Origin of the sequence: Corynebacterium sp. HMSC08C04 (assembly GCF_001807495.1) — a bacterium.
Taxonomy (GTDB): Bacteria; Actinomycetota; Actinomycetes; order Mycobacteriales; family Mycobacteriaceae; genus Corynebacterium; species Corynebacterium simulans.
In genome coordinates, this window is the sequence record NZ_KV789226.1 from 67,387 (window position 1) to 86,074 (window position 18,688).

Annotated in this window: 20 protein-coding genes; 1 reads left to right on the top strand and 19 read right to left on the bottom strand. The window is 58.6% G+C overall.

Annotation, left to right across the window (positions count from 1 at the left end; genetic code table 11):
* Positions 1 to 3: 3 nt before the first annotated feature.
* On the top strand, positions 4 to 2,124 hold the full coding sequence (gene glgB / locus HMPREF3169_RS08680) for a 1,4-alpha-glucan branching protein GlgB (RefSeq protein ID WP_061922013.1): 2,121 nt from the start codon (positions 4 to 6) through the stop codon (positions 2,122 to 2,124).
* Here glgB and HMPREF3169_RS08685 read toward each other — a convergent pair.
* The 19 genes from HMPREF3169_RS08685 to HMPREF3169_RS08775 all read right to left on the bottom strand — a co-directional run bounded on the left by HMPREF3169_RS08685 (position 2,121) and on the right by HMPREF3169_RS08775 (position 18,674).
* Positions 2,121 to 3,734 carry a hypothetical protein gene (locus HMPREF3169_RS08685; protein WP_061922011.1) on the bottom strand — a complete coding sequence of 538 codons (1,614 nt, stop codon included), beginning with the start codon at positions 3,732 to 3,734 and terminating at the stop codon, positions 2,121 to 2,123. The two genes, glgB and HMPREF3169_RS08685, sit on opposite strands and share 4 nt — an antisense overlap.
* 3 nt (positions 3,735 to 3,737) lie before the next feature.
* A complete protein-coding gene (locus HMPREF3169_RS08690) occupies positions 3,738 to 4,535 on the bottom strand; it encodes an ABC transporter ATP-binding protein (RefSeq protein ID WP_061922008.1) in 798 nt (265 codons plus the stop codon).
* A gap of 53 nt (positions 4,536 to 4,588) precedes the next feature.
* Entirely contained in the window at positions 4,589 to 4,984 is a 396-nt protein-coding gene (locus tag HMPREF3169_RS08695) for an arsenate reductase/protein-tyrosine-phosphatase family protein (RefSeq protein WP_061922004.1), read from the bottom strand.
* Between the two features lie 21 nt (positions 4,985 to 5,005).
* Entirely contained in the window at positions 5,006 to 6,442 is a 1,437-nt protein-coding gene (locus tag HMPREF3169_RS08700; RefSeq protein ID WP_070456165.1) for a cation:dicarboxylate symporter family transporter, read from the bottom strand.
* A 123-nt stretch (positions 6,443 to 6,565) separates the two neighbouring features.
* The gene (locus tag HMPREF3169_RS08705) at positions 6,566 to 7,450 is read right to left on the bottom strand and encodes a tetratricopeptide repeat protein (protein ID WP_061921997.1); all 885 of its coding nucleotides are present in this window, start codon (positions 7,448 to 7,450) and stop codon (positions 6,566 to 6,568) included.
* On the bottom strand, positions 7,447 to 7,755 hold the full coding sequence (locus tag HMPREF3169_RS08710; protein WP_061921994.1) for an MTH1187 family thiamine-binding protein: 309 nt from the start codon (positions 7,753 to 7,755) through the stop codon (positions 7,447 to 7,449). Before HMPREF3169_RS08710 ends, HMPREF3169_RS08705 begins: the two co-directional genes overlap by 4 nt.
* Before the next feature lie 10 nt (positions 7,756 to 7,765).
* Entirely contained in the window at positions 7,766 to 8,050 is a 285-nt protein-coding gene (locus HMPREF3169_RS12800) for a hypothetical protein (RefSeq protein WP_083281266.1), read from the bottom strand.
* Positions 8,050 to 8,742, bottom strand: a complete 693-nt coding sequence (nucS, locus tag HMPREF3169_RS08720; RefSeq protein ID WP_070432852.1) for an endonuclease NucS — start codon at positions 8,740 to 8,742, stop codon at positions 8,050 to 8,052. The genes HMPREF3169_RS12800 and nucS overlap by 1 nt, the downstream gene beginning before the upstream one ends.
* 24 nt (positions 8,743 to 8,766) lie before the next feature.
* On the bottom strand, positions 8,767 to 9,243 hold the full coding sequence (locus tag HMPREF3169_RS08725; RefSeq protein WP_070432851.1) for a DUF2550 domain-containing protein: 477 nt from the start codon (positions 9,241 to 9,243) through the stop codon (positions 8,767 to 8,769).
* Positions 9,244 to 9,423: 180 nt separating this feature from the next.
* Complete coding sequence (locus tag HMPREF3169_RS08730; RefSeq protein WP_061921985.1) at positions 9,424 to 9,792, bottom strand: F0F1 ATP synthase subunit epsilon; 369 nt, start codon at positions 9,790 to 9,792, stop codon at positions 9,424 to 9,426.
* A gap of 10 nt (positions 9,793 to 9,802) precedes the next feature.
* The gene (gene atpD, locus HMPREF3169_RS08735) at positions 9,803 to 11,248 is read right to left on the bottom strand and encodes a F0F1 ATP synthase subunit beta (RefSeq protein WP_062035306.1); all 1,446 of its coding nucleotides are present in this window, start codon (positions 11,246 to 11,248) and stop codon (positions 9,803 to 9,805) included.
* Between the two features lie 3 nt (positions 11,249 to 11,251).
* Entirely contained in the window at positions 11,252 to 12,235 is a 984-nt protein-coding gene (locus tag HMPREF3169_RS08740) for a F0F1 ATP synthase subunit gamma (RefSeq protein ID WP_062035308.1), read from the bottom strand.
* 57 nt (positions 12,236 to 12,292) lie between these two features.
* Complete coding sequence (atpA, locus tag HMPREF3169_RS08745) at positions 12,293 to 13,933, bottom strand: F0F1 ATP synthase subunit alpha (protein WP_070456169.1); 1,641 nt, start codon at positions 13,931 to 13,933, stop codon at positions 12,293 to 12,295.
* A 65-nt stretch (positions 13,934 to 13,998) separates the two neighbouring features.
* On the bottom strand, positions 13,999 to 14,814 hold the full coding sequence (locus HMPREF3169_RS08750; protein ID WP_070456171.1) for a F0F1 ATP synthase subunit delta: 816 nt from the start codon (positions 14,812 to 14,814) through the stop codon (positions 13,999 to 14,001).
* A gap of 6 nt (positions 14,815 to 14,820) precedes the next feature.
* Positions 14,821 to 15,387 carry a F0F1 ATP synthase subunit B gene (locus HMPREF3169_RS08755; protein WP_061921968.1) on the bottom strand — a complete coding sequence of 189 codons (567 nt, stop codon included), beginning with the start codon at positions 15,385 to 15,387 and terminating at the stop codon, positions 14,821 to 14,823.
* Between the two features lie 45 nt (positions 15,388 to 15,432).
* On the bottom strand, positions 15,433 to 15,672 hold the full coding sequence (locus tag HMPREF3169_RS08760) for an ATP synthase F0 subunit C (protein WP_005532052.1): 240 nt from the start codon (positions 15,670 to 15,672) through the stop codon (positions 15,433 to 15,435).
* A 105-nt stretch (positions 15,673 to 15,777) separates the two neighbouring features.
* On the bottom strand, positions 15,778 to 16,578 hold the full coding sequence (gene atpB, locus HMPREF3169_RS08765) for a F0F1 ATP synthase subunit A (RefSeq protein ID WP_061921965.1): 801 nt from the start codon (positions 16,576 to 16,578) through the stop codon (positions 15,778 to 15,780).
* A gap of 438 nt (positions 16,579 to 17,016) precedes the next feature.
* The gene (locus tag HMPREF3169_RS08770) at positions 17,017 to 17,460 is read right to left on the bottom strand and encodes a Cg1360 family ATP-synthase-associated protein (protein ID WP_061921962.1); all 444 of its coding nucleotides are present in this window, start codon (positions 17,458 to 17,460) and stop codon (positions 17,017 to 17,019) included.
* 38 nt (positions 17,461 to 17,498) lie between these two features.
* A complete protein-coding gene (locus HMPREF3169_RS08775) occupies positions 17,499 to 18,674 on the bottom strand; it encodes an MraY family glycosyltransferase (protein WP_061921960.1) in 1,176 nt (391 codons plus the stop codon).
* Positions 18,675 to 18,688 lie beyond the last annotated feature (14 nt).

The window sequence follows — 18,688 nt, forward strand, 5'->3', positions numbered from 1 at the left end:
CACATGAACATTCCGGAAGCAGATCTCGCCCGCCTCAACGAGTGTCGCCACCATGCCCCACATGACTTTTATGGCTGGCACGACGGCACGGTTTTAACTCGTCGCCCCGGCGCCGAGAAGGTGGAGCTGGTCACCGAAACTGCCGTGCACGAGATGAATGCTGTAGGCCACGACCTATGGGAGAGCGCACTAGACCAGGAGCAGGATTACCGTTTCCGGGTGACTTACCCAGGCCAGGCTCCGGTCGAGGTGGCCGACGGCTACCGGTTCTTGCCCACTGCCAGCACTTTCGATCTGCACCTGATTTCGGAAGGTCGCCACGAGCGGCTTTGGGAGGTACTTGGCGCGAATCTGCACAGCTACGACACGCATTTGGGCCGGGTTGAAGGTGTTTCGTTTGCGGTGTGGGCGCCGAATGCCAAAGGCGTTGCCGTAGTAGGCGACTTCAACGGCTGGAATCCCGCGCAGTCGCCGATGCGCTGTTTGGGCGCAACCGGGGTCTGGGAGCTCTTCGTCCCCGGCATCGGTCCCGGCGAGCGCTATAAGTTCGCGATTCAAACCGCGGACGGCCGGCGCATCGATAAGGCTGATCCGATGGCGAAGCAAACGATTGCTCCGCCGGAGACAGTCTCGGTAGTCATGGCAAACGATTACGAATGGAATGACTCCGCATGGATGGATGCTCGTAACGGCAATCTCGATGTACCGATGAGCATCTACGAGCTGCATGTGGGTTCTTGGAAGCAAGGCGCCGACTACAACAGACTGCGCGCTGAGCTCATCGATTACGTCCTCGAGCATGGCTTCACCCACGTCGAGCTGCTTCCGGTGGCAGAGCACCCCTTCGGCGGTTCTTGGGGCTACCAGGTCTCGGGCTACTACGCTCCGTCGGCACGCTGGGGCTGCCCGGATGAGTTGCGTGCGCTTATCGACGCCCTGCATAACGCCGGCATCGGCGTCCTCATCGACTGGGTCCCAGCGCACTTTCCCAAAGACGAATTTGCACTGGGACGCTTTGACGGCCAGGCACTCTACGAGCACCCCGACCCCCGCCGCGGCGAGCAGGCCGACTGGGGAACCTACGTCTTTGACTTTGGCCGCAACGAGGTGCGCAACTTCTTGGTAGCAAATGCGCTGTATTGGGCCGAAGAATTCCACGTCGACGGCCTGCGCGTGGATGCGGTGGCCTCGATGCTTTACTTGGACTACTCACGTGAAGTATGGCTGCCCAACCAGTACGGCGGACGCGAAAACCTGGAAGCGGTACAGTTCTTGCAGGAGACAAACGCTACCCTGCAACGCCTGCATCCCGGCGTGCTGACCATCGCCGAGGAATCGACCTCTTGGCCGGGCGTTACTGCTCCCACCTCGGAGGACGGCCTCGGCTTTTCCCTGAAGTGGAATATGGGCTGGATGAATGACACCCTCGAGTACTTCAAGCACGAGCCCATCTACCGCCAGCATCATCATGGCGAGCTGACTTTCTCCATGGTCTATGCCTATTCGGAACGCTACGTGCTGCCGTTTAGTCACGACGAGGTCGTCCATGGCAAGGGCTCGCTGTGGACGCGCATGCCTGGCGACGATTGGAACAAGGCCGCAGGCTTGCGTGCGCTGTACGGATATATGTTCTCGCATCCGGGCAAGAACCTGCTGTTTATGGGGCAAGAGTTTGGCCAGGTCGCGGAGTGGAACGAATCCAGCTCTGTGGACTGGGCCAACCTCGAAGGCTGGGGCGGTGAATGGCATCGCGGCATCAAGCGCTTGGTGCGCGATATCAATGCCGTCTACAAGAACACCCCTGCCCTGTGGTCCCAGGACTTCACGCAGGATGGTTTCCAGTGGGTCAAGGCCGATGACTCGAACAATAACGTCTTGGGTTACGTGCGCTACGGCAACGATGGCTCGGCGCTGCTCGCCGTGTGCAATTTCTCAGGCAACTCCATTCCGAATTACCACTTGTGGCTGCCCCGGGATGGCGCGTGGGAGATGGTGCTCAACACTGACGACGCCGTCTATGAGGGCGCGGGTAATGCACTGCCGATTAAGGTGCACTCCGCGTCGAATTCCGCGGAGCTACACCTCCCGGCTAACTCCGTGCAGTGGTATCGCTTTGTGGGCTAGCTGACCCAGGTGTCGACCTTGGCGTAGATCTCCGGCATCCGGGCGTCGACCCGCTTGCCGGCGATATATGCCACCAGTGCGTGCACGATAGCCGGTACGGCAAGGCTCAAGATGACACCGACTGCTAGCAACGGAGCCTTGTCTTGGGTAACGGCGATGCCTAGGCAAACAAGACCTGGGGCCACTGCAATCCAGCCGAAGATGAGTCCGAAGAGGCTGGCCACAAAGGCGGGTGCGGAGTAGCCAGACTTATCAGTCCACGCGTTGGTACCCGGCGCAGAGACTGGATAAGGGTTATAAACTGACAAAGCTAGTGAACAGGCGCTGACCGAAAGCAGCATTCCTAGTGCAGCACAACCAAAGGCCAATACCTTCAGGCGTTCAGGGCTGATGATGAGCGCCAGGATGACGCAAATGAGGATGACAACTGCAGAAGGCGTCAGGTGAGCGCGATGGCGGGCCAGCAGAAATTTGCTTGGTGCACAAGGTGCCATCATCTTCAGCCAGCCGGAGGGGCCATCGTAGCCATAGTCGTTGACGCCGAGTAGGCCGCCCACGAGACCGAGCATCACGAGCACGCCTAAACCAGCGGCCAAGTTGCCGTTAAAGATGTGGTAGAGACAGAATCCTGCGAGCACCGGCAAGAAGATCAAGGTATTTACTAGGCGCATATCGCGGACGATATAAAGCAACGAGCGCGAGTACTCCATCATGGCGGGACTGCGATAGGCCAGGCCCATCAGGCGGAGGCGGGATACGCCGTGCTGCTTTGTCTTTGTGGCTGGCGCAGGCCGGGCGTGCTGCTGGCTTTGGGCGAATTCTGTTTTGATTAAGTGCCGCCAGACCGCGAAGAGCCCCACTGCGGTGACAATTGCGATTAGAAGCTGCGCGAGTGCTTCCATGTAAGAGCCATTGCCAAGCGCTGTGGCCCAACCGGTCGCTGCGGTAAACGGCGTCCACGCGGCATACTTGCCGATGGTGCCGAGCGGCACTGCATCTTCAATCTGACCGTTTAAGAGAATGACGCAGAGCATCAATACGGTACCGAGAATGCCGCCAATGAACTTGCTGCGGTCGCTTTCCAAGCTGACCACGTTGCTGGCAATGCTCATCAGGCACTCCGACAAACAGATGGTGATAAACCACGAAAGCGCCATGCCGAGCACGAATGCGGGTACGGCAATGACATTGAAGTCACCGATGCTCACGAGCATGATCGCACCGACGATTGCCCAGATGATGCTAAAACCTGCAGAAAGCCAGGCACGGGAGTTAAGGAAAGAAATGCGCAGCATGGCGGGCCGGACCTCTTCTAAAGAAAGCGGCAGGCCTTTCAAGGTATCCGGGTAAAGCTGCTTTTCACCGGCGGGCATGATCATCGCGAGCATGAGGTAAATCGCTACGCCGATGAGGTTGACAGTGGTGAGAGCGTGAGCATTGCGCGTGCCTTCGCTCAGATCTAAGCCAGCCATAAGCCCAGTGTTGGCGAGACCAATCAGGCCATAGATGACGAAGAGGACCACCATCATCCACTGCGCGGTGTTCTCTTTGAAGGTCCTGCTCCATAGTGTGCGGTGCAGCTTGACGAGGGTTTTGCTGGTGTCCATCATGGCCTAATTTCCACCCAACCACTGGAAGGCGTTGGAATCGAGATCAGCGCCGCCGACGAGCTCGATGAAGACGTCTGTGAGGCTCTTGTCACCGCGGACCTCATCGACGGTGCCGGAGGTAAGCACTTGGCCATCATTAATGATTGCCACGGAGGTACAAAGTCCTTCGACTAGGGACATGACGTGGGAGGAAATCACCACGGTGCCACCCCGGGCAGCGAAGTTCACGAGCACGTTTTGGATGAGGCGGCCGGATACTGGATCGACTGCCTCGAGCGGCTCATCGAGGATGAGCACCTCGGGATTATGGAGTACTGCGCCGGCAAGCAGAATCTTCTTGGTCATGCCAGCGGAATAGTCGGCGATGCGTTTGGAGGCGGCGTCGTCAAGCGCGAGCACGTGCAGGAGCTCGGCGGCGCGGCGCTGTGCCTCCCCCTCGTCGAGCTTGCGTAGCGCGCCCAAGTAGTAGAGATACTCGGCGCCGGTGAGGCGGTCGAATACGGGTGCGCCGTCCATGAGCAAGCCCATCGATGCCTTCGCAGGGATTGGATCGTGCCACACGCGGTGACCGGCAACGAATGACTCGCCGCTATCGGGGCGCAGAAGACCGCAGCCCATGGTCAGCATGGTGGTCTTGCCCGCACCGTTGGGGCCGACGATGCCATAAATAGAACCCCGCGGGACGTCGAGATCTAGATTGCGGACGGCGGGAGAACCATTGAAGGATTTGTTAAGGCCACGGATTGCAAAGGCTTGCTGCCTAGGATCGGGCGAAATCGGTGCTCGGTGCGGACTAGTCATGCACCGCACCTTATTAGAAAATGTTACCTATTTCTAGGTTTTTAGTATCCAAATTAATTATGGCGCGCAATCAATTCTTTGACGCGGGCGTCGATGTCATCGCGCAGCTCGACCATCCTTTGCTTCCCCTCGACGCCACGCTGGGAGGGATCTTCAATCTCCCAGCGCTCGGCGGGTCCATCGTACTCGGCGCCGCCGACGATGATGACGTGGTCGACATTGGCGGCAAGCTCCGGGTCGACAGGCTTGGGCGTACCCTCAGACATGTCGGCACCCACTTCGGCCAGGCAATGAGACGCCTCGAGATTTACGTCGCCGGACTGGCCCGGTTCGGCCACTTGGACGCCTGCCGAATAAACCTCCCACGAGGGAGCGTGCAGCTTCGCCAAAGCTGCGGCCATTTGGGACTTGCCGCGGTTGGAATTGCAGAGGAAGAGTACTTTCGTCATAGCCTCGCAGTATAGCGAGAACTACTTGTAGTACATCTCAGAGCCGTCTTTGTAGCGTTCCAAGTCAACCTGCTGCGTTGGCTGCAGGCGTTCGTGGGCTGGGTTCTCCACGTCTGGCATGCGCAGGTTAACGGTGCTGTCCTTGCCGGAATCAGCGTATGGTTCCTCACCGTTGAGGACCTTCGTGACGCGGTCCATGTCCACGGTCTTGGTCCAACGGCCAACCAGGATGGTTGCGAGCGCGTTGCCGGCAAAGTTGGTCAGAGCGCGAGCCTCGGACATAAAGCGGTCGATGCCCATGATGACGTCGACGCCGCCGAGGAGCTCAGGGCGGTGGGACTGCAAGCCCGCAGCCAGCGTTGCGATGCCGGCTCCGGAGACACCCGCTGCGCCCTTGGACGCGATGATCATAAAGACCAGCAGGCCCACCTGCTCGCCCAAGTTCATCGGCATATGCATTGCCTCGGAAATGAAGATGGCGGAAAGCGTCAGATAAATAGCGGTGCCGTCCAGGTTGAAGGAATAACCGGTCGGTACAACGATACCCACGGTCGGCTTCTCCACGCCGAGGTGCTCCATCTTGCGCATGAGGTTCGGCAATGCGGATTCAGAGGAAGAAGTAGCAACGATGAGCAGGAACTCGCGGCCCAGATACTTGCAGAGCTTCCACATGCTGATACCGCCGAATACACGGGCGATGAGGCCGAGTACCACGAATACGAAGAGGAAGCAGGTGATGTAAAAAGCCAGCATCAGGGTGGCCAAGGACTTCACGGCATCCATGCCGGTCTCACCAACGACGCCTGCCATAGCTCCGAAAGAGCCGAGCGGAGCCAGCCACAAAATCATGTTGAGGATCTTGAAGACGAGGCGCTGCAGGCTGGCGACGAAGCCAAGAATAGGTTCGCCTGCTTCGCCCATGGACTGCACGGCGAAGCCACACAGCAACGCGATAAACAGGACCTGGAGAACCGATCCCGAGGTAAATGCCGAGAACATGGTCTCTGGGACGATGGAGCTGACAAAGCCCCAAAGACCCTCGCCTTCCGCACCTGCCTTGATGTACTTAGAGCCATCACCGCCGCTAATATGAAGGCCAGCGCCGGGATCGATGAAGTTTCCGACCACGAGGCCGATCGCCAGCGCAAAGGTGGACATCGTGATGAAGTACGCCAGAGCGATGCCGCCGGCCTTACCGACCGATGCCGCAGCGCGCACCGAGCCGATGCCCAGCACGATGGTGCAGAAGATGATTGGCGCGATGACCATCTTGATGAGGCTGACGAACATCGTGCCCAATGGCTTGAAGTTAACGGCAACGCCCGGGGCGACTAGACCCAAGGCAATACCGGCAATCACCGCAACGATAACGCCGATGTAGAGCCAGTGGGTACGGTCCTTCTTCGGGGCTTTGGGCTCCGGGATTTTTGGACCATTAATTGGTTGCAAAGTCGGCATAGAGCACTCCCTTTTAATTGGCCTTTTAATTGGCTCTGTCAAGGATTTCTGCCCTGATAATAGAACCGGATAAAAGCGATCCAGAAATTCCAGAAAGCCGGGGGTGCTCTAGTTACCCCTTCGCTAATAAAGAGCGCTTGCGAGCTTGGTGCGCGCTTGCAGGACACGGGAATCGGAGGCGTCGAAAAGCGCGAAGAGCTCGAGCAAGCGAACCTTGAGGGCTTGCTTGTCGTCGCCTGCGGTTCTTTGCATCGCCGAGATGAGGCGCTCGAAGGCTTTCTCGGGCGCACCGGCGACGACCTCGGCGTCGGCGGCATCGCACTGCTTGGCGACGTCGGCTGGCGCAGCGTCGGCAGCAGCAATCGGGTCCTCGGTGCGGTTGGCTGGGTCCAGACGACGCAAAACCTGGGTGGTGTTGCGGGCCTGCTTGACCTCGGCGTTGTCTGGATCGTCGGCCAAAATGGCGTCGTAGTGGGCGATGGCTGCGTCGAAATCGCCGTGGTTTAGGGACTCCTCGGCGGCCTGCACGCGTGGGTCCGCGGCAGTTTCTGGTTCTGGGGTCTCGGTGCTGAGACCACTCAATTGCGGCCCAAGCTTCTCGACGAGCGTGGCAGTCCACTGCTCCAGCGCATCCTTGGGCTGGGCTCCCTCGAAGTTGGTAATCGGCTGGCCGGCAGCTAGGGCGACGGTGGTCGGCAGGTTTCGCACGCCAAAGACCTGCGCTACCTGCGGGATAGCATCAGCGTCGATGTAGCCAACGATGAACTTGAGCCCACCGGCCTCTGCGACAGCGCGCAGGTCATTCTTCAGTTGCTCGGAGGCGGGCGAACGCGAAGAACCGATGAGCGCAATAACGGGGACCTCGGCGGAACGGCGAATCAATTCGGATTCGAAGTTAGCCTCGGTTACCTCGAAAAATGCAGATACCCCGGAAGGCGCTTCCTCAGTCTCCTTTTGCTGCTTCAGCGCGCCCAAGTCAAGGGCACCGCCTACATAAGGTCCGGTCACTTGTTTTCCTCCAAACGTCGATTCACAGACTCCACCTTTTGCGTCAACTGGCCAGTCACACCTTCGCGGATATCGGCCTTGACTACAAGCGAGGTACGCGGCGAAACCTTGCGTACCGCATCGGTGGCTTCCTTGATTACGGCAAAGACCTCATCCCATTCGCCTTCTATAAGGGTAAACATGGCATTGGTCTCGTTGGGCAAGCCGGATGCGCGCACCACGCGGACGGCTTCGGCGACGGCTGCAGACATCTCCGCAGTTTCCTCGCCCACCACGGTTGGCGCGACAGAAAAAGCAACAATCATGCCCGCTATCCTACCTACGCTCCCAGCAGTGACGGTGCCAGTGGCGGCGGTCATCTTCCCTGCCGCCTGTATCACGCGGCCAAGCCACGATATGGGCAACGCGAGGCGGAATATTTTGGTTGCAGCCGGGGCAGATATAGAACTTTGTAGCTGCAGCGCTGCCGATGTGGCGCATAACGAAGGGCTCGCCGTGGGTCCACTTTGGGCCCTCGACGGTCTGCGAGCCTAGAAAAGTAGAGCCATCCTTAGGCAGCGGGCGCGGGCTGACGCGGTTTCTCCTGTTGCGGCGTGGCATTAGAAAAGACGTAGCTCGTTCGACTCAATGCCGCGCAGATCTTGGTAGTCAAGGATGACGCAGCGAATACCGCGGTCCTCGGCCAGCGTACGGGCCTGCGGCTTGATTTCCTGGGCTGCAAAGACGCCTTGCACGGGTGCCAGTAGCTCGTCACGGTTGAGAAGCTCCAGATAGCGTGTGAGCTGCTCGACGCCGTCGATACCACCGCGGCGCTTGACCTCAACCGCAACGAACTTATTGTCTTGGTCTTTGGCCATGATATCGACTGGTCCAATTGCAGTTGGATACTCGCGGCGCACGAGTGAATAGTCCTCGCCCAGGGTATCGATGTGCTCGGCGAGCAGCTCCTGCAGGTGCGCCTCGACGCCGTCCTTAACAAGCCCCGGATCCGCGCCCAATTCGACGGAGAAGTCTTGGTGAATCTCCGCGATCGTGATACGCAGCTGCTCGCCCTTGGGGTTTTCAACGAGCCACAGCTGTTCGCCAGTGTCCTCGCCGTCGATGTCAGTGATGGCGGATTCCTCCAGCGTGCACGGCGGAGTCATCCAATTCAGCGGCTTATAAGCGCGGTCGTCGGCGTGGATCGACACGGAACCGTCTGCCTTGACGAGGATGAGGCGATCGGCGACGGGCAAATGGGCATCCAAACGGCCGACATAATCAACTGAGCAACGAGCGATGACTAAACGCATGCTCTCTACCCTATAGGTAGCCGCCTACTCCTTAGTAAAACGGGTAGCGCGCTGGCGCAGACGCCGATAGTCAGGACGTTGCAAGCGCTTGGAAGGCGCCGCCTCAATCCAGGCGGTAAGACCCATGATTCCGTGTAGGTCAGTGGCGATTTCGTATTCCTGATCCGCGAAGGAAAAGCGGATGACCTGGTTGGCGGCGGACATAAAAGCAGCCTCGTCATCGTCTAATTGACGAGTGCCAATTAGTTCGACGCCGAGGCGATTGAAACGAAGGTCTGCTTGGACCGAAACCGAGCGCAGCTTGAAGTACTCCACGTATTCTCCGTTATAGCGCATCACGCCATGACGCCAAGAATGAGAGTTTTTAGCGGGAAGGGTTCTCAGCAATACAGAGGTCCCGCGCGCACGCAACTTGAAAAAGCGGCGAGCAGCAAGGATAAGGCACAAAAGGACAAAAGCCGCCACGATGAGGAACAACCAGCCTAGACCTGAAATGTACATATGCTGCCGCTCCTTTTAATCCTGAACCTGAAAGATATTAGGTAAAATTCTAGTATCTTCCCCAGCCGTTATGCCACTAAACCCCGTAGCAAAAGCCAACGAAAAAGCGCCCCACCTTTCTGGTGAAAGAAAGGTGGGGCGCTTATGAGAGCGGAAGGGCTTTGCTGCCCGTTACTCTACCTAGCCCTTGGCGCGACGAAGTGCTCGCTGAGCGGCTTCACCACGGTTGTGGACAATAAACTCCTCGGACTTCTGGTCTTCGGAAGCCTGTGCCTCATCAACTTCAGTGGACCAAGTAGCCCAGTTGGCGAGGACAGTGATCTTGTCCTTGGACACGGAGAGGAAGCCACCCTGGACCGCGGCGACGAGGCGCTCGCCGTCGACTGGGTGGATGGTCACAACACCATTGTCGGCCAGCTGACCGACCAATGGCTCGTGGCCAGGAAGCACGCCGATCTCACCCTCAGTGGTCTCAGCCGTAACCAGCGTGGCCTTACCAGCCCACAGCTTACGCTCGACGGATACCAATTCAGCGGTGATGTCAGCCATGTGCCACTCCCTACTTCTCGGAAAGCTTCTTGTACGCAGCCTCGACGTCGTCCAAGCCACCCAGGCCGTTGAATGCCTGCTCTGGGTAGTGATCGAACTCGCCGTTGCAGATGCGCTCGAAAGCATCGATGGTCTCGGTCAGCGGGACGTAGGAGCCCGGCAGGCCGGTGAACTTCTCTGCGACGAAGAAGTTCTGGCCTAGGAAGCGCTCGATACGACGTGCGCGCTGAACGGTGACCTTGTCCTCCTCGGACAGCTCGTCCATACCAAGGATGGCGATGATGTCCTGGAGTTCCTTGTTCTTCTGCAGGATGTGAATGACGCGCTGCGCAACCTCGTAGTGGTGCTCGCCCACGATGGACGGCTCCAGAATACGAGAGGTCGAGGTCAGCGGGTTCACAGCCGGGTAAATACCCTTGGAAGCAATACCACGATCCAACTCGGTGGTTGCATCGAGGTGGGCGAAGGTGGTGGCCGGAGCCGGGTCGGTGTAGTCATCCGCAGGGACGTAAACGGCCTGCAGAGAGGTAATCGACTTGCCCTTCGTGGAGGTAATGCGCTCCTGCAGGACACCCATCTCGTCAGCCAAGGTTGGCTGGTAGCCAACGGCGGAAGGCATACGACCCAGCAGGGTCGAAACCTCAGAGCCAGCCTGGGTGAAACGGAAGATGTTGTCAATGAACAGCAGCACGTCCTGGTTCTGCACATCGCGGAAGTACTCCGCCATGGTCAGGCCGGACAGAGCCACGCGCATACGGACTCCTGGCGGCTCATCCATCTGGCCGAACACGAGGGCGGTGTCCTGGAGAACGCCCATCTCTTCCATCTCGAGGAAGAGGTCGGTGCCCTCACGGGTACGCTCGCCGACGCCGGCGAAGACGGAGGTACCGGAGAACTCGCGTGCGATACGAGTAATCATCTCCTGGATGAGAACGGTCTTACCAACACCTGCACCGCCGAAGAGGCCGATCTTGCCGCCCTTCACGTACGGGGTCAGGAGGTCGATAACCTTAATACCGGTCTCCAGGATTTCGGTTTTGCCCTCGAGCTGGTCGAATGCTGGCGGCTCACGGTGGATGCCCCACTGCTCGCCGTCGCGGCCCAGACCAGGCTGGTCGAGGCAGTCGCCCAGTGCGTTGAAGACGTGGCCCTTGACCACATCGCCGACTGGAACGGAGATTGGCTTGCCAGTATCGGTCACGGTAGCGCCGCGGACGAGGCCGTCGGTCGGTGCCATGGAAACGGTACGGACGAGGTTGTCACCGAGGTGCTGAGCGACCTCGAGGGTGACGGTCTTTGCAACAGCCTCGAGAGAAATCTCGACGGTCAGTGCGTTGTACAGTGCCGGCAGTCCGCCACGCGGGAATTCCACGTCGACGACCGGACCGATGACGCGCACCACACGGCCGGCAACAGCCGACGACTGTGTGTTCTGCTCTTGCAGAGCTGAAGTCATAATCTAGTCACTTTCTGCGCTTTCGGCGAGCGCCCCAGCGCCACCGACGATCTCTGTAATTTCCTGGGTAATCTGTGCCTGACGAGCCTGGTTGGCCACGCGCGAGAGGTCCTTGACCAGCTCGGTTGCATTGTCAGTAGCAGACTTCATTGCGGTACGGCGTGCTGCGGACTCGGAAGCGGAAGCCTCCAAGAACATCGCAAAGAGGATACGAGAGACGTACTGCGGAAGCAGTGCCTCCATAAGAGTGTCAGCATCCGGCTCGAACTCGAAATCAGGCGAGACCTGATCCGTAGGCTCGGAGTCGGAAAGCGCGGACTCTCCGAGGTGGAATTCCTCATCCTCAATAACCGGAACCACCGGCAACAACTGCTGTGCACGCGCGGTTTGGGTCAGCATGGACTCAAACTCGGTGTACACAACGTGAACCTGGTCGAAGCCACGGATGCCTTCGCCCTCGGTGTTGAGGCCGTCGCGGTACTTGGCAGTACCTTTGGAACCTGCAATGAAGCCGTCGATCATGTGACGACGGACATCGTGGGTGGTCTCCCAGGACGGATCCTGCGAGAAACCAGCCCAGCTGCCTGCGACATCAGCTTCACGGAACTTGTAGAAGCCAACGCCCTTATTACCCGTGACGTAGCGGACGGTCTCGTAGCCTTGCTTCTTGAGCAGGGCTTCGAGCTCGGCTGCCTTCTTGAAGATGTTGTTGTTGTAGCCACCACACATACCGCGGTCAGAAGAGACCACGAGAATAGCGGCGACCTTGCCATCTTCACGTTCACGAAGCATCGGGTGATCCAGCGAGCTGGCCGCTGCGAGCTTGTTCATCACATTCGCAAGCTCGTGTGCGTAAGGCTGTGAAGCCTCAACCCTAGCCTGTGCCTTGGTAATGCGCGAGGTAGCAATGAGCTCCTGTGCCTTGGTGATCTTCTTAGTGGAATTGACGGACCGGATTCGGTCGCGCAGTTCACGAAGATTAGCCATGGTGTTCGCTCCTCCCTTCTATTATCTCGACGGTTGATTCTTAGAGCTGTGCGGACTCTATTTAGCCGTCTTACGGGAGACGCTGAGCTCGGTCTTCTTTACCTCTGCTGCATCGAGTGCCTCGACCTCTGCCTCGGAGCCCAAGTTATGGCCCTCGGTGGTGCGGAAGGTCGGGATGAAGTCCTTAGCAGCCTTGACGAGCGCATCCTTGGATTCGTCGGACAGAGGCTGGCCACCAGCGATCTGCTCGAATACCTGCGGGGTATTCGAGTGCAGGTACTCGTGTACCTCAGCCTCGAAGCGACGTACATCCTCGACGGGAACGACGTCGAAGATGCCCTGGTCAGCCAAGTAGATGGAAACCATCTGGAACTCGACTGGCTGCGGGGAGGACTCCGCCTGCTTGAGCAGCTCAACCAGACGCTCACCGCGCTCGAGCTGTGCCTTGGAGGCAGGGTCGAGGTCGGAAGCGAAGGCAGCGAATGCCTGCAGGTCACGGTAAGCAGCAAGCTCAAGACGCAGGTTACCGGCGACCTTCTTCATGCCCTTGGTCTGTGCAGCGCCACCCACACGGGAGACGGAGACACCGACGTTAATTGCCGGACGGACGCCCTGGTTGAACAGGTCGGACTCCAGGAAGACCTGGCCGTCGGTAATGGAAATAACGTTGGTCGGGATGAAGGCGGAAACGTCGTTCGCCTTGGTCTCGATGATCGGCAGTGCGGTCATGGAACCTGCACCCATATCGTCGGAGAGCTTTGCAGCACGCTCCAGCAGACGGGAGTGGAGGTAGAAGACGTCGCCCGGGTATGCCTCGCGGCCCGGCGGACGGCGCAGCAGAAGGGAAATCGCACGGTAGGCCTCAGCCTGCTTGGTGAGATCATCGTAGATGACCAGGACGTGGTTGCCCTGGTACATCCAGTGCTGACCCAGGGCTGCACCGGAGAACGGTGCCAGCCACTTGAAGCCGGCGGCGTCGGAAGCCGGAGCTGCCACGATGGTGGTGTACTCCAGTGCGCCGTGCTGCTCCAGGGTGTGGCGGACTCCAGCAATGGTGGAGCCCTTCTGGCCGATAGCGACGTAGATACAACGTACCTGCTTGTCCTTGTCGCCAGACTCCCAGTTAGCCTTCTGGTTCAGGATGGTGTCGATGCAGACTGCGGTCTTACCAGTCTTACGGTCACCAATGACCAACTGACGCTGACCACGACCAATCGGGGTCATTGCGTCAATAGCCTTGATGCCAGTCTGCATCGGCTCTTCAACCGGCTGACGCTGCAGCACGGAAGGTGCCTGCAGCTCGAGGACGCGGTCCTCTTCAGCGGCGATTGGGCCCAGACCGTCGATCGGCTGGCCCAGTGGGTTGATAACGCGGCCGAGGAATTCCTCGCCCACAGGGATGGAAAGGACTTCGCCAGTCCTCTTGACCTCGTCGCCCTCGGTGAGGGACTCGAAGTTACCCAGGACAACGACACCGATGGAGTTGGTGTCAAGGTTCTGTGCGACGCCGATAACGCCGCCTGGGAACTCGAGCAGCTCATTCGCCATAACGGATGGCAGGCCAGAAACCTGCGCAATACCGTCAGCTGCCGAAATGACCACGCCGACCTCCTCACGGGAGGCCTCCGCGGAGTAGCTCGAGGTGTAGTTCGCAATCGCGCTACGAATCTCATCGGAGGAGATCGTCAGCTCCGCCATGTTCTTCCTGCTCTCGGTAGTATCTTCCAGCAATTACTTAATCATTTCTGTCGTTTCGGCCTGACTTAAGCCATCTTGGCACGCAGGCGGGCAATCTTGCCTGCCGTGGAGCCGTCGATAACTTCGTCGCCGACGCGGATGGTCATACCACCGAGGAGGCTGGTGTCAACCTCAGAGTGAATGGACATCGCACGACCATAAATTTTGCCCAGCTTCTCAGCGAGTGCTGCACGCTGGCTATCATTCAGCTCACCCGCGGTGGTAACACGAGCAATGGTGCGACCCTGCAGCTTAGCTGCGTAGTCGGCCAGTGCCGCGACATCATCGATCGGGTTCTGCTCAGGGCGGCCGATGGCCTGGAGCGCGAGCGCCTCAGAGAACATCGTTACCTTGCCGTAGAGCACGCTTGCCAGCAATCCGCGCTTACGTGCGGACGTAGCAGTTCGGTCGGAAAGCAGCTGGGTCAGCTCTGCCTCGTTCTTCAGGATGCTAGACAGGCGGAAGAGCTCGTCTTCCACCGGGCCCAGCTGGCCCTGAGCCTCAGCACCGCGCAGAAGAGCGCGGCGGCCGAGAGACACGAGACCCTTGACGAAGTCACGGGAGGTGGACCACTGCTCGGCAGCAGAAGCTTCGATCACCTGGGTGGCGACCGGAGCAATCTTTGCACCGAAGAGGTTCTGCACCAGTGACTTGCGGTTTGCAGCCGGAACGGCGGCGTCGGTTAGCGCGACGCGCAGTTCGCGGTCAGCATCAAGGACATCAACGACCTCGAAAAGGTCGAGACCTGCCTGTGCCGCCGTCGCAATCGCATCGTCCTGCGCCAGAATCTGATCCAGCTGGGACTCTACGTGTGCGAGGGCTTCGCGGCTAGCTGCCTTCATAGTTGCCTACTTTCCGGCCGGTGCCACAGAATCGAGCTCGGACAGGAAGTTGTCAATCGTGGAGGACTGCTTGGTTGCGGAAGAAAGTTCGCCGCCCAGCAGCTTCTCAGCCAAGTTGATGGAGTTCTGTCCGATATCGGAACGCAGCTCAGAGATGACCTGTGCACGGGAAGCTTCCAGCTGCTTCTCGCCAGAGGCGACAATGCGGCGGGATTCTTCCTCAGCCTGGGTCTTAGCCTCAGCCTCGATCTGCTTGCCGCGCTCGCGCGCCTGCTCGCGGATCTCTGCAGCTTCTGCACGTGCGTCAGCAAGCTGTGCGTTGTACTTCTCGAGAGCAGCCTTAGCTTCAGCCTGCTGAGCCTCAGCACGCTTCATGCCGCCCTCGATGCGGTCCTCGCGCTCCTGGAGCATCTTGTTGTATGCCGGAAGAACGAACTTCCAGAACAAAATCAAGATGACAACGAAACAGATCAAAGACCAGAAAATGTCATAGTTCTTGGGCAGAAGAACGGAGAAGCTGCCGGAACCCGGGTTCTCCTCCCCCGCCGCAAGCGTATAAAAGACGTTGTTCATGTGGTCTCCAGTCTTAAAAGGTTGGTTTAGGAAAACGCGAACTTTTTAGAACAGGAAGCCTGCAACGAGGCCGATAAGTGCAAGAGCCTCGGTGAAGGCGATACCCAGGAACATGGTGGTACGCAGCTGGCCGGCCATTTCAGGCTGGCGTGCCATAGCCTCAACGGTCTTGCCGGCAACGATGCCGATACCGATACCAGGGCCGATTGCGGCGAGGCCGTAGCCAACAGCCTTCAGGCTGTCGAGGTTAGCGGCAGCATCCTGTGCAAGAATGATTTCGTTCATGGTGAAAGTCGTTCCCTTTCGTATGTCCTGCCCGCAGGTTTACGGACAGGGAGATAGTTTCTGTGAAGTTGAGATTATTCTCGGTCGCGCTCGTCGACCTCGTCCTTAGTGCGAATCCGCGTGCAGGGACAGTTCGATGTACACCGCCGTCAAAAGCGCGAAGATGTAGGCCTGCAGGAAGATGACCAGGAGCTCGAACAGGCTGAAAGCCAGTCCCAGAACAATGGTCAAACCGGACAGTGCCGTCCAACCGTTCAGCTGCCAGAAGAAGAAGTTCGAAGCAGAGAAGAGAAGGACCAGAATGATGTGTCCTGCCAAGAAGTTCGCCATGAGACGAATGGCGAGGGTAACTGGTCGCAGAATGAAGGTCGAGAAGAACTCGATCGGCACAACGAGCAAGTGCAAAGCCGGCGGCAGGTTAGGAATAACCACCGAGGACTTGATGAACTTGCCGAAGCCATAGCGCTTTGCGCCGGCGTAAATCATTGCGATGTACGACACGACTGCAAGGACGATAGGCATGCCGATACGACCATTCGGCGAGACGTTGAGTCCCGGGATGATGGTCGGCACATTCATAAACAGGACTGCGAAGAAGATCGTCGCGATTACCGGAAGGAATCGCTTGGCCTCCTTAGTACCCAAAATATCTTCGGCGATGTGGATACGGACGAAATCGACCGCATTTTCGCCGACGTTCTGCAGACCCTTCGGAACCAGCTTCGGGTTCTTGAAGGCCAGCATGAAAAGAACCACCAATACCAGCGTCATCAAGATGCGCACCAGCATAAGGCGATCAAGCGCGAACCATCCGTCGGCAAAGTCGCCGAAGAACAGATGGTCAGCATCTACTTGCCCCGGGAAGAATTCTTCACCCAGATCAGGCGCGTGGAAGTGCCCTTTCATGGCCAATGTTGTAACGCTCAGCGTTCTCTCCCGTGTTAGGGCCGCCGCAAAATAACTTTGCGGACGGTGCGATGGACGTCTCAAGCTCTCTGCCACGACTTCGGACTCCGTCGCACATCTTCGAAGAAGTGACAGGGATTGACCGCGCGGGATCCAATGCAAAAATCTCGGTCCCGTGGTAACCCGCGAGAAATAATATCAGTTCAGGGCCTCATTCACGTGTACCAGGGTAGGCACGGGTTGGCACCCGTAGCTCGCGGGCGATTTTTTGGCTGAAATAGCGCCCATGACTAGGCAAAAGCCCCCGTATGGCCTTTGTCACAAACGGTTTTTGTACACCACCTCGGGGGTGGAATTAACACCCTTTCCACATCTTCCCCCAAGGAAATTAAGACTAAAGGGCTCGTGTTTTATCCCCGCCGCCCTTCTTCAGGGTGGCTAATGCACATAAGAGACGCGGGCGCTGACGACGCCCCAGGCCTCGGTGCCCAGCGTTGCGATAAGGGCCATCACTACGGTGACAAAGAGCGCCATCTTATCGTAGAAGTCCATGTCGCGGATGACCGCGAGGATGACAATCAGCACCAGCAGTTTGATGAGCCAGCTACCCATAACGACGATGATCGTGTTGGTGGGGCTAGTCTTCGATGCGGCAAGCACGGAAAGAACCGTCAGCAGGACAAAACCGCCGCCGATGCCGGCACCGACGAGCACTCCCCAAATCCCCGGCATTCCACGCATGCCACCCCAAACGGCGAGCGAGATAATCGTGATGGCCACCAGCGCAATCGAACCGAAGCGCAGTGCACGCTTGAGCGGCAAAACTGGGTCGTCAAAGTCATCCACGTTGTTTATTGCCGCGTTTGTCATCGGATCAGTCATAGGCCAAAAGCCTACCGCACTACGACAGCCCGAGACTCCTAGGCGGGATCGGTATGCGCCACCACCGTGGTAGCCCGTTTACTTGGGCCAAGCTTGCCCCGGCGCAGAGGAATGAGCGTGACGCCGAATGCCACCCCCAGCGCGATGGCGGTAAGGGCGACTGCAACGGGCCACGGGACGATGGAAAAGGACACCGCGCCGAAAGCTACCGCCGAGACCCACAGGTATAGCACCAAGACAGTGCGGCGGTGGGTATGGCCGAGCGAAAGTAGGCGGTGATGAATGTGCGCCTTATCGGCAGAAAAGGGCGATCGGCCCTGCGAAAGGCGGCGAATAACCGCCCAGACAAGGTCCAAGACTGGAATAAACACAGCTGCGGCGACCACAATGAAAGGCGATGCGAGCGCCACCATGTCAACGGTGCCATACAGCGACATGTTGATCTTGCCGGAAGCAGAGGTAGAAGCTGCGGCCAGCAGGAGACCAATAAGCATCGATCCACTGTCGCCCATAAAGATGCGCGAAGGCTCAAAATTGTGCGGCAGGAAGCCTGCACAGATACCGACCAACGCGGCAGAGATGATCGCCGGCGGATAGGCAGAGACTGCCCCACCCTGGTCATGCAGAACCGTGAGGGAAAAGATCAATATGGCGCCGCCTGCAATAAGCCCTAAGCCGGCGGCGAGACCATCAAGGCCGTCCACAAAGTTCATTGCGTTAATGAGCAGCACCGTAAAGAAGGTTGTCAAGAGTGTGCCCTGGATTTGATCGAGCAACACCGTAGTTCCGCCGCCAAATGGAATAAACAGAAGCGTCCATGTAAGGCCAAGGCCGCTCATGATTCCAGCGGCGAGCAATTGGCCGACCAACTTCACTATCGCACCCAGTTCGAGGGCGTCGTCGATGACGCCCACGAGCACGATGGCCAGCGCCGCCCAAACCACGGCATTCATCTCAGGGGTCACGGGCATGAAACCGCGAGTCAAGGCTGGAAGCTGGGCGGCTAGGAACACTGAGGCGCCGAAACCGGTAAACATTGCCACGCCACCCATCTGCGGAGTGGGCTGGGAATGCGAATCGCGCAGGCGAATCTCTGCTACCCGCCCAGTGCGGACGAGGAAGCTACGTACCAAGCCCGTGGCGAGGTAGGTAAAGGTCGCTGCAACCAAAATGACAAGCGCTAGCTCGCGCAGCGGTACACCGGTGCCACTCACACAATCTCCTTTTG